The organism is Burkholderia sp. JKS000303, assembly GCF_002563755.1.
In the GTDB taxonomy this organism is placed as follows: Bacteria; Pseudomonadota; Gammaproteobacteria; order Burkholderiales; family Burkholderiaceae; genus Burkholderia; species Burkholderia anthina_B.
This window is the reverse complement of record NZ_PDBZ01000001.1, coordinates 4,295,344-4,309,174: the sequence shown is the minus strand read 5'-3', so window position 1 is coordinate 4,309,174 and position 13,831 is coordinate 4,295,344. Positions and strand designations below refer to the sequence as shown.

Here is a 13,831-nt window from a genome sequence, read left to right as displayed (position 1 = left end):
CGACGCGGCGCGCGCGGGCGGCCCAACCCGAACCGAGCGGCTTCCCCATGCCCATCCACGTCGCGCTGCATCACACCACCCGCTACCGTTACGACCGGCCCGTGAACCTCGGCCCGCAGATCGTGCGGCTGCGGCCCGCGCCGCACTGCCGGACGCCGATCGTCGCGTATTCGATGACGGTCGACCCCGCGCAGCACTTCATCAACTGGCAGCAGGATCCGTTCTCGAACTATCTCGCGCGGCTCGTGTTTCCGGAGCGCACCGAACACTTCGAGATCACGATTGATCTGGTCGCCGAGATGTCGGTGTACAACCCGTTCGACTTCTTTCTGGAAGCGAGCGCGGAGCAATACCCCTTCAGCTATGACGACGCGCTGAAGACCGAACTCGCGCCGTATCTCGCATGCGATCCGCAAACGAGTGCCGCGCCGCTGTTCCGCGCGTACGTCGACGGCGTCGACCGCACGCCGGCCGGCACCGTGAACTTCGTCGTCGCGCTGAACCAGCAACTGCAGCGCGACATCGGTTATCTGGTGCGGATGGAGCCGGGCGTGCAGACGCCCGAACAGACGCTAGAACTCGCATCCGGATCGTGCCGCGACAGTGCGTGGCTCCTGGTTCAGCTGTGCCGGCATCTCGGCATCGCCGCGCGCTTCGTGTCCGGCTACCTGATCCAGCTCACGCCCGACGTGAAGGCGCTCGACGGGCCGAGCGGCACGTCGGTCGACTTCACCGACCTGCACGCGTGGTGCGAGGTCTACCTGCCGGGCGCAGGCTGGATCGGCTTCGACCCGACGTCGGGCCTGCTCGCCGGAGAGGGCCATATTCCGCTCGCGTGCACGCCGCAGCCGACCAGTGCGGCGCCGGTCGAAGGGCTGATCGACGAATGCGAAGTCTCGTTCGAGCATGTGATGACGGTGACGCGCGTGTACGAATCGCCGCGCGTGACGAAGCCGTATACGGAGCAGCAATGGGACGCGGTGCGCACGCTCGGCGCGCAGGTCGACGGCGCGCTGACGGCCGGCGACGTGCGGCTGACGCAGGGCGGTGAGCCGACCTTCGTGTCGATCGAGGATCGCGACGGCGCCGAATGGAACACCGATGCGCTCGGCCCGACCAAGCGCGGTTATGCAACCGAACTCGTGCAGCGGCTGCGGGCCGAATACGGCGAAGGCGGCTTCCTGCATTTCGGGCAGGGCAAGTGGTATCCGGGCGAGCAACTGCCGCGCTGGGCGCTGTCGATCTTCTGGCGCGCCGACGGGCAGCCCGTGTGGCACGATCCTTCGCTGTTCGCCGACGAGCGCGAACCGTCCGCGTGCACGACCGACGACGCGAAGCGCTTCATCGACGCGCTGGCCGCGCGGCTCGGGCTGACCGACGAATTCGTGCGGGCCGGTTACGAGGACGTCTGGTACTACCTGTGGCGCGAGCGCCGGCTGCCCGTCAACGTCGATCCGTTCGATTCGCGTCTCGACGACGAGCTCGAACGCGCGCGGCTGCGCAAGGTGTTCGAGCAGCAGCTCGACAGCGTGGTCGGCTACGTGCTGCCGATCAAGCGCACGGACGATTCGTCGGGCCGCGATCGGTCGGGCCGCGATCGGCCGGGTCTCGACGGCCCACGCTGGCAGACCGGACCGTGGTTCTTCCGCGACGAGCGCATGTACCTCGTGCCCGGCGATTCGCCGATGGGTTATCGGCTGCCGCTCGATTCGCTGCCGTGGGTCGGCAGCGCCGACTATCCATACCTGGTCGAACGCGATCCGTTCGCGCCGCGCGACGCGCTGCCGGACGCGGCCGCCATGCGTGCGCGACACGCGGGCGCCGCTGATGCGCCGCGCCATCTGGCCGGCGTGCATCGCGAAGCGTCCGCGCAGACGGTCATGCAGTGGCGCAACGACGGCACGGGGGCAAGCGCCGGGGCCGCTGCACAGGACGCGCACCGTCGCCCCGAGCGCTTCGAATCGGCCGCGTGGATCACGCGCACCGCGCTGTGCGCCGAAGTGCGCAACGGCATCCTGTATCTGTTCATGCCGCCGCTGGCCGCGCTCGAGGATTATCTCGACCTGCTCGCGGCGATCGAGCTGACCGCGCACGCGCTCGACGTGAAGCTCGTGCTCGAAGGCTATCCGCCGCCGCGCGATGCGCGGCTCAAGCTGCTGCAGGTCACGCCCGACCCTGGTGTGATCGAGGTGAACATTCATCCGGCCAAGAGCTTCGGCGAGCTCGTCGACCAGACCGAGTTCCTGTACGACGCGGCATGGCAGTCGCGGCTGTCGAGCGAGAAGTTCATGGTCGACGGCCGGCACGTCGGCACCGGCGGCGGCAACCACTTCGTGCTCGGCGGCGCGACGCCGGCCGACAGCCCGTTCCTGCGTCGCCCGGACCTGCTCGCGAGCCTGATTGCGTACTGGCACAACCATCCGTCGCTGTCGTACCTGTTCTCCGGGCTCTTCATCGGACCGACGAGCCAGGCGCCGCGCGTCGACGAGGCGCGCAACGATCAGCTCTACGAACTCGACATCGCGTTCGCCGAGATCCAGCGCAACACGCTGCTGTACGGGCAGGACATGCCGCCGTGGCTCGTCGACCGCGTGCTGCGCAACCTGCTGATCGACGTGACCGGCAACACGCACCGCAGCGAATTCTGCATCGACAAGCTGTATTCGCCCGATTCGTCGACCGGTCGGCTCGGCCTGCTCGAACTGCGCGCGTTCGAGATGCCGCCGCACGCGCGGATGAGCATCGTGCAGCAACTGCTGCTGCGCGCGCTGGTCGCGCGCTTCTGGGCCGCGCCGTACACGACGCCGCTCACGCGTTGGGGCACTGCGCTGCACGATCGCTTCATGCTGCCGGCGTTCCTCAGGATGGATTTCGACGACGTGCTGGCCGAGCTGAGCGATGCCGGTTTCGCGTTCGATCCCGCGTGGTTCGCGCCGCACTTCGAATTCCGCTTCCCGCTGTTCGGCCAGATCGCGGTGAACGGGATGCAACTGTCGCTGCGCGGCGCGCTGGAGCCGTGGCACGTGATGGGCGAAGAGGGCGCGACCGGCGGCACCGTGCGCTACGTCGATTCGTCGGTCGAACGGCTCGAGGTGCGCGTGACGGGGCTGAACGACAACCGGCACGTCGTGACCGTCAATGGCCGCGCGCTGCCGCTGCAGCCGACCGGCACTGTCGGCGAGTACGTCGCGGGCGTGCGCTACAAGGCGTGGTCGCCGCCGTCGGCGCTGCATCCGACCATCGGCGTGCATGCGCCGCTCACGTTCGACATCGTCGATACGTGGCTGCAACGCTCGCTCGGCGGCTGCCGGTATCACGTCGCGCATCCGGGCGGGCGCAACTATGCGACGTTTCCCGTCAATGCCTACGAGGCCGAGAGCCGCCGGCTCGCGCGCTTCGTCGCGATGGGGCACACGCCGGGGCGGATGACGGTCGCGGCCGCCGCGCCGAGCCGCGAATTCCCGTTCACGCTCGACCTGCGACGGCCCTGATCTCCGGATGAAAGAACGGATGTCGATGCGCGATTCGCCGCTTCCCGGCCCGCCGGCCGATGGCGGCCCCGACGGAGTGCTAGGATGCAGGCAGCGTGCGGCTGCTCGCCGCGCCTGCCGCGCTCGATTGCCGATGCGGCGGCGCGCGGGCGCTGCCGCACCTTGACGACGGAACGACGCCCGTGCCGCCCATTCACCCCGACGATCTCGCCGCCGCCGACGCGATGCCCACGCTCTTCGATACCGGCGCGCAGCCGGACGCCGCGGAACTGGCCGCCGCGCTCGCGGCGCCTGCCGCTGCAGGCCGCTACGACGAACTGCGCGGCAGCGCTGCCGGCCTCAACGCGCCGCTGCTCGCACCGGCGTGGCGCAGCTTTTTCACGTCGATCGGCAGCGACGGCGTGGCCGACCTCGATCGCCGCGCCGACGCGTTGCAGCGACGCATGCGCGAGAACGGCCTGTTCTATCAACTGCACGAACAACGCGCGGGCGACGGCGCGGCCGGGCCGTGGTCGCTCGACCTGCTGCCGCTGATCGTCACGCCCGAGGACTGGGTCGCGATCGAGCGCGGCGTGCTGCAACGCGTGCGGCTGCTGAACGCGGCGATGGCCGACCTGTACGGCCCGCAGACGATCCTGGAACGCGGCCTGCTGCCGCCCGCGCTCGTCACCGGGCATCCCGGCTACCTGCGCGCGATGCGCGGCGCGCGCGTGCCGGGCGATACGTGGCTGCACGTCGTCGCGTTCGATCTCGCGCGCGGGCCCGACGGGCAATGGCGGATCGTCGCGCAGCACACGCAGGGCGCGTCCGGCCTCGGCTATCTGCTCGAAAACCGGCTGATCGTGTCGCGGCTCTTTCCGCGCGGCTTCCGCGGGCTGCGCGTGCAGCGGCTCGCGTCCGCGTACCGTTCGCTGCTGCAGAGCATGCAGGCGCTGAGTCCGGCCGCCCGGAAGTCGCGAATCGTGCTGCTGACGCCGGGGCCGCACAGCGCGACCTATTTCGAGCATGCGTATCTCGCGCGCTACCTTGGCCTCACGCTGGTCGAGGGCGGCGACCTGACCGCGCGCGACAACCGCGTATTCCTGAAGACGCTGCGCGGGCTCGAACCCGTGCACGGGATTCTGCGCCGCGTCGACGACGCGTGGCTCGATCCGCTCGAACTGCGGCCCGATTCGCTGCTCGGCGTGCCGGGGCTGCTGCAGGCCGTGCGCGCCGGCAACGTGCTGCTCGCGAATGCGCCGGGTTCCGGCTTTCTCGAATCGCCGGGCGTGCTCGGCTTCATGCCGCGCCTCGCGGAAGGGCTGCTCGGCGAAACGCTGACGCTGCCTGCCGTGCATTCGTGGTGGTGCGGCGAGGCGGCCGCGTGCGACGACGCGCTGCCGCAACTCGCGCGCGGCATCGTGAAGCCGTCGTATCCGCCCGATGTGCAGGCCGGCGGCGCGTTCGATCCGGTGATCGGCGCGCGGCTCACGCAGGCGCAGCTCGCCGAGTGGCGCGCGCGGATTCTCGCACGGCCCGAACATTACACCGTGCAGGCCGACCTGCCGCTGTCGCAGGCGCCCACCTGGCCGGGGCACGACGCGCACGACGGCCAAGGCGGCGCGCGCATCGTGCCGAAGCCGCTGCTGCTGCGCGTGTTCGCGCTCGCCGACGGTGCGCAGCGCTGGCGGCTCCTGCCGGGCGGACTGTCGCGGGTCGGCACGCGCGACACGCTGTTCAATGCGCCGATGCCGCGCGGCGGCAGCACCGTCGACACGTGGGTGATGACCGAAGGCATCGTCGATTCGACGACGCTGCTGCAGAGCCGTCTCGGTCCCGACGATCTCGTCGGGCGTCCGCGCGCGATCGCGAGCCGCGCGGCCGAGAACCTGTTCTGGCTCGGCCGCTACACCGAGCGCGCGACCAACCTGATGCGTCTCGCACGTGCCGCGCTCGAACGGCTGCGCGGCGAAGACGACGTCGACAGCCCCGCGCATCTGGAGCTGATCGACACGCTGTGCCGCGACACCGGCCTGATCGCATCCGACGCGCCGAACGCCGTCGATGCGCCGCGCGCGTTCCAGCATGCGCTCGCGACGTCGCTCACGCGCGGCGCGGACCGCACGTCCGGCATCGCATCCTGCCTGTTCGGGATGCGCGGCGCGGCCGCCGCGATTCGCGAGCGGCTGTCGAGCGATCAGTGGCGGCTGATCGACGACGCGACGCAATTGTTTGCCGACAGCGCCGATCATCCGGAGGCCGAGGAGCAGATCGGCAACGAGGCGCTGCAACTGCTGGAACGCCTCGGGCTGCTGCTTGGCGCGATCACCGGCGCGCAGACCGACAACATGACGCGCGACGACGGCTGGCGGCTGCTGTCGATCGGCCGGCAGATCGACCGGCTGGATTTCCTGTGCAGCGTGCTGAAGCTCGCGTTCGAAGAGGGCGCCGTGCACCGGCAGGACGGCTTCGAGCTCGTGCTGGAGCTGTTCGACAGCACGATCACGTTCCGCTCGCGTTTCCAGCGCGGCTTCGACGTCGCGCCGCTGCTGTCGCTCGCGGTGCTCGACACCGACAACCCGCGCTCGCTCGGCTGGGTCGTGCAGGCGCTGCGCGGCCGGCTGACGAAGGTCGAGCGCAGCGAAGGCTACGCGCTGTCCGAGTTGGCCGAGACGATTCCCGACGTGCCTGCGTGGTCGCTGCACGAACTGTGCGAAACCGGCGACGATGGCCGGCACGACAAGCTGCTCGAGGCGCTCGATACGACGGTGAAGGCCGTGTGGGATCTGTCGAACCGGATCGGCGAACGCTATTTCAGTCACGTGCGCGAGGCGGGCAGGACGCTATGGTGACGCCGAAACACACGGCGAAGACGCCGTCTGCATCCGCTTCCGGCAGCGCCACGCCTGCGACGTCGGTTACACGCGCCGCACCGAAAGCGCCGGTAGCGCCGACCGCGCCGACCACGCCGACCACGCCGACCACGCCGGCTGCCGTCGCGCCCGGCCGTTTGCTGCGCGTCACGCACGACACCGAATACCGTTACGCCGCGCGGGTCGAATCCGCGCAGCATCAGGCGCGACTCCAGCCGCTCGCGACGCTGCGCCAGCAGGTGCTGTCGTTCGCGCTGGAGATCGAACCGAGGCCGGAAACGGTCGGCACCGAGATCGACGCCTTCGGCAACGCACGCGCGTCGTTCGCGCTGAACCAGCCGCATGACACGCTGTTCGTGCGCAGTTGCAGCACGGTGCGCGTGACGACCCCCGTGTGGTCGCAAGGTGCGCGCGGTGCGCCGCCGCCCGCGATCGCGAACCCCGATGCCGAACAGGCGACCGCCTGGGAAACCGTACGCGAGCGCCTGCGGTTTCGCGCGGGGCAACCGTACGACGCCGCGAGCGAATTCGTGTTCGCGTCGCCGCACGTGGCGTGCGATCCCGAGCTGGCCGCGTATGCGGCCGGGAGCTTCACGCCGCAGCGGCCGCTCGTGCAGGCGGCATGGGATCTGATGCGTCGGATTCACGCCGATTTCGCATATACGCCGAACAGCACCGACATCACGACGACCGCGCTCGATGCGCTGCGATTGCGCAAGGGCGTGTGCCAGGATTTCGCGCACGTGATGATCGGCGCGCTGCGCTCGCTCGGGCTTGCCGCGCGTTACGTGAGCGGCTATCTGCTGACGCAGCCGCCGCCCGGTCAGCCGCGATTGATCGGCGCGGATGCGTCGCATGCGTGGGTCGACGTGTACGACCCTGCGTGGCCGGAGGATGACGGCTGGCTGCAGCTCGATCCGACCAACGACCGCGCGCCGGGCGACGACTACGTGATGCTGTCGATCGGCCGCGACTATGCGGACGTGACGCCGCTGCGCGGCGTGATTCGCGGCGGCGGCGCGGATCAGGAGCTGAAGGTTGGCGTGACGGTCGAGCCGCTCGACGAGGAAGCGCCGTAATACGGCGTGATCGACCCGCGATGGCGCTGCTTCGGCGTTTAAGTCTTCGTTAATACTGCGCGCCTAGCATGGTCATGCCGGCGAATGGATCGGACCCCGATCCGGCGCCGGTGGCACGCGCGGGTGCGTCGACGTTACGGCGCCGCGCCGTCGCGCGTCGCCATACCTCTGCAACGGCGGCGGACATGATCAAGCACTTCGATTACACGCTCGGCAACGAGACGATTGAGCTTTGCGCGAGCTTTGGCGCGGGCCCGGCGTTCCGCCGCGTGCTCGTGAGCCGCGCGGATTCGATGGAGACGCTGGTGGTGCTCGACGCGCGTGGCTTGTCGGGCCTGCTGAAGGTGGCGACCGAAGAGCCGGAAGGATTGCTCGACGATGCAATCCGCAAGGTCGGGGACGAACAGCTCGTCGAGCGTGCGATCAACGGCAGGACGATCGTGGAAGCGGTGCTTTGAGCGGGCGACGCGTGCAGGCCGGCAGGGCCGGTTGCAGCGCGCCGCGTGGTGTCGTGCTGCGGGTTATGTGGCTTTACGAGGCAAACCGGTCCGTCGCCGCGAGCAGCGCCTTCAGGATGCCCGGCTCGTTGTACGCGTGCCCGGCATCCGCGACGATTTCGAACGTCGCGTCCGGCCACGCTTTGGCGAGATCCCACGCGGTGCGCGCAGGCGTCGCGACGTCGTAGCGGCCCTGCACGATCACGCCAGGAATGCCGGCCAGACGATGCGCATCGCGCAGCAACTGGCCCTCGTCGACGAACCCGCGATTCACGAAGTAGTGGTTTTCGATCCGCGCGAACGCGAGCGCGTAGTGGCCGTCCGCGAAGTGCGCAGCCAGTGCCGGATCGGGCAGCAGCGTGATCGTGCGGCCTTCCCAGATGCTCCATGCGCGGGCGGCTTCGAGCTTCGCGGCTTCGTCGTCGCCCGTCAGCCGGCGATGATAGGCGGCCATCAGGTCGCCGCGCTCGGCTTCCGGAATCGGCGCGACGAATGCTTCCCACAGGTCCGGGAATAGCCACGACGCGCCTTCCTGGTAGTACCACAGCAATTCCGCACGACGCATCGTGAAGATGCCGCGCACGATGAGCGCGCTCACGCGTTGCGGATGCGTTTCCGCGTAGGCGAGGGCGAGCGCGCTGCCCCACGAGCCGCCGAACACGAGCCACTGTTCCGCGCCCACCATCTCGCGCAGCCGCTCGATGTCCGCCACCAGATCCCAGGTCGTGTTGTGCTCGAGGCTCGCATGCGGCGTCGAGCGCCCGCAGCCGCGCTGGTCGAACAGCAGGATGTCGTAACGCTCGGGATCGAACAGGCGGCGATGGTCGGGGCTGCAGCCGGCGCCCGGGCCGCCGTGCAGGAACACCGCGGGCTTGCCGGACGGGTTGCCGCAGCGCTCCCAGTAGATGCGATGGCCGTCGCCGGTGTCGAGGTGGCCGTGGGCGTAGGGTTCGATCGGTGGGTACACAGGCAGGCTCCGGGTGAGGGTCGACAGAGGGGCGGGTGCAGCACGGGCCGGTGTGCGGGCGCGAGACGCGCAAGACACGCAATACGGAAGCGTATATTGCAGCGCCGCAAAATTCGTTGTGTGGGCATCGGACCGGCCGCCGCCGGACAAGGCTTGTCATTATGCCCATTCATCCCGACCGCTGTGCGCCGACCGGCACCCGTTTCGCGGGCCGGTTTCCGCGCGGCCTGCGCACCGGAATTTTTCAAGCAATTTCATTTCGATATTTTTCAGACAAAATCCGGGTGGCATATCGGCGCGCCCGTCGCGGGCGCCGGCCTTCTCATCGTCCCTCCACCGTGCCAACGGAAACCCGCCGATGAACCATCGCGTCACGCAGTTGACCGGGTTGCGCGCCGTCGCGGTGACGATGGTCGTCGTCGGTCATGCCGAGCACGTGCTGCCGGGCGGCTATACCGGCTGGTATGCGCCGCTGCGGCTGGTTGCCGACGGCCGGCTCGGCGTGCTGATCTTCTTCGTTCTCAGTGGCTTCCTGATCACCAGCGTGTTGTGCGCGGAGTTCGCGCGCACCGGCGGGATCGCGTTGACGTCGTTCTACGTGCGTCGTGCGCTGCGAATCTGGCCGGCGTGCTACGTGTATCTCGCGACTGTCGGTGCCCTCGCGCTCGTCGGCTGGCTCGACGTCGACCGCCGCCAGTGGCTGTATGCGGCGCTGCATCTGTGGAATTACTCGGCGTGGTTCGGGTTGACCGGCGACAACGCGCTGCATCCGGACGGCGCGTGGTATCTCGGTCATTTCTGGTCGCTCGCGCTCGAGGAGCAGTTTTACTGGTTTTGGCCGCTGCTGTTCCTGTACGGTGCGCGTCGCCGCGATACGCGCTGGCTCGCCGCGCTGATCCTGATCGTGCCGCTGGTGCGCGCGCTCACGTATTTCGTCGCGCCGGCGCTGCGCGGGCAACTCGGGATGATGCTGCACACCGGCGTCGATCCGATCCTGATCGGTTGCTACGCGGCGCTCAATCGCGAACGGCTCGAAGCATGGATCCGTTCATGGCGTGGCGAGACGCACATCGTGACGGCGCTCATCGTCATCGTGCTGTTCGGGATGCCGCTTGCCGAGCATCGGCTCGGCGGCTTCTGGAATGCGACCTATGGCGTGACGCTGGAAGCCGCGCTGATTGCGGTCGTGATCGTCGTGCTGAATTTCCGCAGCGCGTTCTGGTGCGCGCGGTGGCTGCGGGCTGGGCCGGTCGTGTTCGTCGGCACGATTTCGTTCAGCCTCTATCTGTGGCAGCAGCCGTTCGCGAATCCGGATCTACCGGTCGCGCATGCATTCCCGCTCGGGATCGTGTGGGCGTTGCTGGCTGCGAGCGCCAGTTACTTCGTCGTCGAGAAGCCGTTCCTGCGGTTGAAGGATCGCTTTGCGGCGCGCGAGGCGCGACGCGTTCGGGACGATGTATTGCGGATGCCCGCGTCAACCGATGCGATCGGGCCGAAGGTGGTGGAGTAGGTGGGGCGCAGTCTTACTTGAAGCGTTTCTTGGAAGCGGGTGAATACCAGAAGTCGCGGAACATATCGATTCCGTACGACTTGCCGTCGTATTTAACGATCGTGCGCACGGTACGTTTTCCCGTGGCCGAGTCTTTGTCGTCGTCGTTTTCCATATTGGCGACGTGCGCCGTAATCGACAGATCGGCGAAACCGTTGTGCGATGTCTTTTCGACGGCAATCGTCATCCTTGCGGACTCGCTACGCAGGTCACGGGTATCGGGGGTGCATACGGGGCCGCTGACAGCCACCCAGCCTTTGAGATTGGTACCGAATACAGGACGGAGGCGGGCGCCGTCGCGAATCCATAGCGTCAGTTCGTTCTCGGCGTAGGCGTCGGCACAGCTCGGTCCGCGCGCGCTGCTCGTGAACTCGACGCCGAACGCGCGCACGTCGGGCGACAGCCGGTAGGGTGCGGTGTCGATGCGATAGCTGTCCGGGCCGACCTCGGTGATGGCATCTTCCTGAACGATCGACCGCTCGGCCGCGACCACCTTGCCGCCCTCGACGAGCGCGACGACCTGCAGCTTGTTGCTGTCGTCCGGGTTCTTGCTCTTCGGCAGCGAGTCGAATGCGGTGGCCACGATCGTTGTCTCCGGCGCGTTCGGCATGACCTTGCATGCCGACGCGACGACGAGCCGGTTCGTGTCGCGCGCGGCGAGGCGTGCGTTCGTGATGCCGGCCCAGCGGGCGACTGCGACGACGGTTGCGTCGTCGCAAGCCTGGTTGTCGGCGGCCTGAACGGCGGGGGCGATGGCGAGCGCCAGGAGTGGGGTGAAGCGAAGGATGCTCATGGTCACGTTGGAAGAGGTTTTCAACGATCTTCGTGGGGGGCGCTTTTCGACGGGTTGAATCCGCAACCCCTGAGTAGCGTGGGGTGCGGCGCCTGCACCCAGTGCGGCAAGGCAGGTAGTCGTCACCGTACGCGCGGTGCCTGCCAATTCGACTCGCGCGCGAATTCCACGAACGAGCTCAGGTAATCCACCACCGCGTCGTCCTCGCGCGTGCCGAGGAAAATCTGCTTGGCGATGCCGTCCTTGCCGAGCTTCACGACCGCGAGCGGCATGCGGTCCGCGTACTCTTCCGCGAGCCATTTGGGCAGCGCCGCCACGCCACGATGACTGGCGACCATCTGCAGCATGATGTCGGTCGTCTCGATCGTTTTGTGCCGTCGCGGAATGATGCCGGCGGGGCGCAGAAACTGGTTGTAGATGTCGAGCCGGTCGGTTTCCACGGGATAGGTAATGAGCGTTTCGTCGACCAGTTGTTCCGGTTCGACAGCGTGCTCGCCCGCCAGCCGATGATTTTCCGCGACCACCAGCACCTGCTCGTAGTCGAACACCGGCTCGAAACGCAGGCCGGGGCGGTTGAGCGGGTCGGGCGTCACCAGCACGTCGATGTCGTAGCCGATCAGCGCGCCGATCCCGCCAAACTGGAAACGCTGCTTCACATCCACGTCCACATCGGGAAAGCGCGCCAGATACGGCGAAACGACCTTGAGCAGCCACTGATAGCACGGCGCGCATTCCATGCCGATGCGCAGCGTGCCGCGTTCGCCCGCCGCGTACTGCTTCATGCGCTCCTCGGCGAGTTCGAACTGGGGCAGAAGGCGCTCGGCGAGCGAGAGCAGATACTGGCCGGCCTGCGTCGGGCGCAGGCTGCGCCCTTCGCGATGCCAGATCGGGGTGCCGAGTTGCTGTTCGATCTTTTTGACCGTGTGGCTCAACGCTGATTGCGTGAGGAAAAGCGACTCCGCGGCTGCGGTGAGTGAGCCCTGACGGGCCACTTCGCGAACGATGACGAGATGAACGCGCTCGAGCATGGAAATGGATAAGCCGGAAAATAATGAAAAAATCTAATGGATGGCCGGAATAGTGCCATTTTTCTTCATCGAAGATAAGTCCCTTGATCGCTCCGATTGCTGACCTTTCTGCGCGGGTCACTGGATGGCAGCGCACATCCGGGATGGGTCAGTCGTGCTTCGATCCCGCGTGATGCGCTTGTCCTGCGCCGGCTCGGCGAGTCTCCAACTTGGGAGGCGGGGTTGATCGTGGTTATCGCGCAGACTCGTCTCGACCTCGGGCGCAAGGTTGCCGTGAACGCAGGGCGAGGCCGACGACCGGGTTTTCGGATGAACAAAACTAATGGATATATGAAGAATAATCGCTGGTCGGATAGCCGGCGGCCCAGGATAATCGCGGGCTACTCCAGCAAGGATGGCGTTCGCGTTTCAACGCATGACCCTTCGGATCGACGAGGCCGCTGGATATAACTGGCGCGCAAGCCAAACGTCGCTATCAGCATGCCGGTCGTGTATCAGCTTGCGTGACGTTTCAGCGAAAGGAGATGTCATGACATCAACCAATGACCGTAAGCCTCTCCCGCTGCCTGGAGGCCAGAACAAGGTGCTGCTGCACTCGTGCTGTGCGCCGTGCTCCGGGGAAGTCATGGAAGCCATGGTGGCGTCGGGCATCGACTTCACGATCTTTTTTTACAACCCGAATATTCATCCGCGCAAGGAATACGAACTGCGCAAGGATGAAAACGTCCGCTTTGCCGAAAAGTCTGGCATTCCCTTCGTCGACGCCGATTACGACCGGGATAACTGGTTCGAACGTGCACGCGGGATGGAGAACGAGCCGGAGCGGGGCATCCGCTGCACGATGTGCTTCGACATGCGTTTCGAGCGCACGGCGCTCTATGCGTACGAGCATGGTTTTTCGGTCATGACCAGTTCGCTGGGTATCTCCCGCTGGAAGAACATGCAGCAGATCAACGACAGCGGCGTGCGTGCCGCGTCCCGCTATCCCGATCTGATGTATTGGGAGTACAACTGGCGCAAGGCCGGTGGATCAGCCCGCATGATCGAGATCAGCAAGCGAGAAAACTTCTACCAGCAAGAATATTGCGGCTGCGTTTACTCGCTCCGCGACACCAATCGGCATCGTCTGGAAAGCGGCCGGGAACGCATTCAGCTGGGCGTGAAATTCTACGGCGACGACGACGGCGCAATCGAATCCTGAGCTCGCCATGGCGCAGATCCGCTGAATTCCGCCAGAGCATCTGAAGCGGCTCGCAGCCGACCTGCATCCGTTATCTGCAGCGATTCAGCGCAAGATCGAACGGGCTTCCAGCCAATCCATTCATCATTCCTTGTCCCGCAGTGAGTGGCGTCTCTTTCAGGCATGCTCCTGTTTCTGGGGCTATGAAGGGTTGCATGACCGCGTGACCGCCTTCAGCAGGCATGGAAGATGGGGCAAATCTGCGAGCGACTCAACGCGTACCCCGCATCATGAACGTGGCTAATGGGTGCATGAAATCAATTCATTTTTATTCATGTGTGGTCTAGCATAGAATTCTGAAAAAGCAAGAAATAAGTTCAAGCTTTATCAGAAAT

9 protein-coding genes are annotated in these 13,831 nt (G+C 66.7%); 6 read left to right on the top strand and 3 right to left on the bottom strand.

What is annotated here, in order from left to right:
- The first annotated feature begins 47 nt into the window (after positions 1-47).
- The 4 genes from BX604_RS20165 (at position 48) to BX604_RS20150 (ending at position 7,880) form a co-directional block, all read left to right on the top strand.
- Positions 48-3,491, top strand: a complete 3,444-nt coding sequence (locus tag BX604_RS20165; protein WP_098552354.1) for a transglutaminase family protein — start codon at positions 48-50, stop codon at positions 3,489-3,491.
- A gap of 224 nt (positions 3,492-3,715) precedes the next feature.
- Positions 3,716-6,322, top strand: a complete 2,607-nt coding sequence (locus tag BX604_RS20160; protein ID WP_098552978.1) for a circularly permuted type 2 ATP-grasp protein — start codon at positions 3,716-3,718, stop codon at positions 6,320-6,322.
- Entirely contained in the window at positions 6,316-7,422 is a 1,107-nt protein-coding gene (locus BX604_RS20155; protein ID WP_098552353.1) for a transglutaminase family protein, read from the top strand. The genes BX604_RS20160 and BX604_RS20155 overlap by 7 nt, the downstream gene beginning before the upstream one ends.
- Before the next feature lie 185 nt (positions 7,423-7,607).
- Entirely contained in the window at positions 7,608-7,880 is a 273-nt protein-coding gene (locus tag BX604_RS20150) for a hypothetical protein (RefSeq protein ID WP_098552977.1), read from the top strand.
- A gap of 73 nt (positions 7,881-7,953) precedes the next feature.
- Here the strand turns inward: BX604_RS20150 and pip are convergent, their stop codons facing one another.
- Positions 7,954-8,886 (bottom strand): prolyl aminopeptidase, encoded by a 933-nt coding sequence (gene pip / locus BX604_RS20145; RefSeq protein ID WP_098552352.1) that lies wholly within the window; start codon positions 8,884-8,886, stop codon positions 7,954-7,956.
- 358 nt (positions 8,887-9,244) lie between these two features.
- On the opposite strand from pip, the gene BX604_RS20140 reads away from it, so the two are divergent.
- On the top strand, positions 9,245-10,396 hold the full coding sequence (locus tag BX604_RS20140) for an acyltransferase family protein (protein WP_098552351.1): 1,152 nt from the start codon (positions 9,245-9,247) through the stop codon (positions 10,394-10,396).
- Positions 10,397-10,409: 13 nt separating this feature from the next.
- Here BX604_RS20140 and BX604_RS20135 read toward each other — a convergent pair whose 3' ends face one another.
- Together BX604_RS20135 and BX604_RS20130 are read right to left on the bottom strand one after the other, a co-directional pair.
- The gene (locus BX604_RS20135; RefSeq protein WP_098552350.1) at positions 10,410-11,228 is read right to left on the bottom strand and encodes a multidrug ABC transporter ATPase; all 819 of its coding nucleotides are present in this window, start codon (positions 11,226-11,228) and stop codon (positions 10,410-10,412) included.
- Positions 11,229-11,350: 122 nt separating this feature from the next.
- Complete coding sequence (locus BX604_RS20130; RefSeq protein WP_098552349.1) at positions 11,351-12,256, bottom strand: LysR family transcriptional regulator; 906 nt, start codon at positions 12,254-12,256, stop codon at positions 11,351-11,353.
- Positions 12,257-12,785: 529 nt separating this feature from the next.
- Here BX604_RS20130 and BX604_RS20125 point away from each other — a divergent pair.
- Positions 12,786-13,457 carry an epoxyqueuosine reductase QueH gene (locus BX604_RS20125; RefSeq protein ID WP_098552348.1) on the top strand — a complete coding sequence of 224 codons (672 nt, stop codon included), beginning with the start codon at positions 12,786-12,788 and terminating at the stop codon, positions 13,455-13,457.
- Positions 13,458-13,831 lie beyond the last annotated feature (374 nt).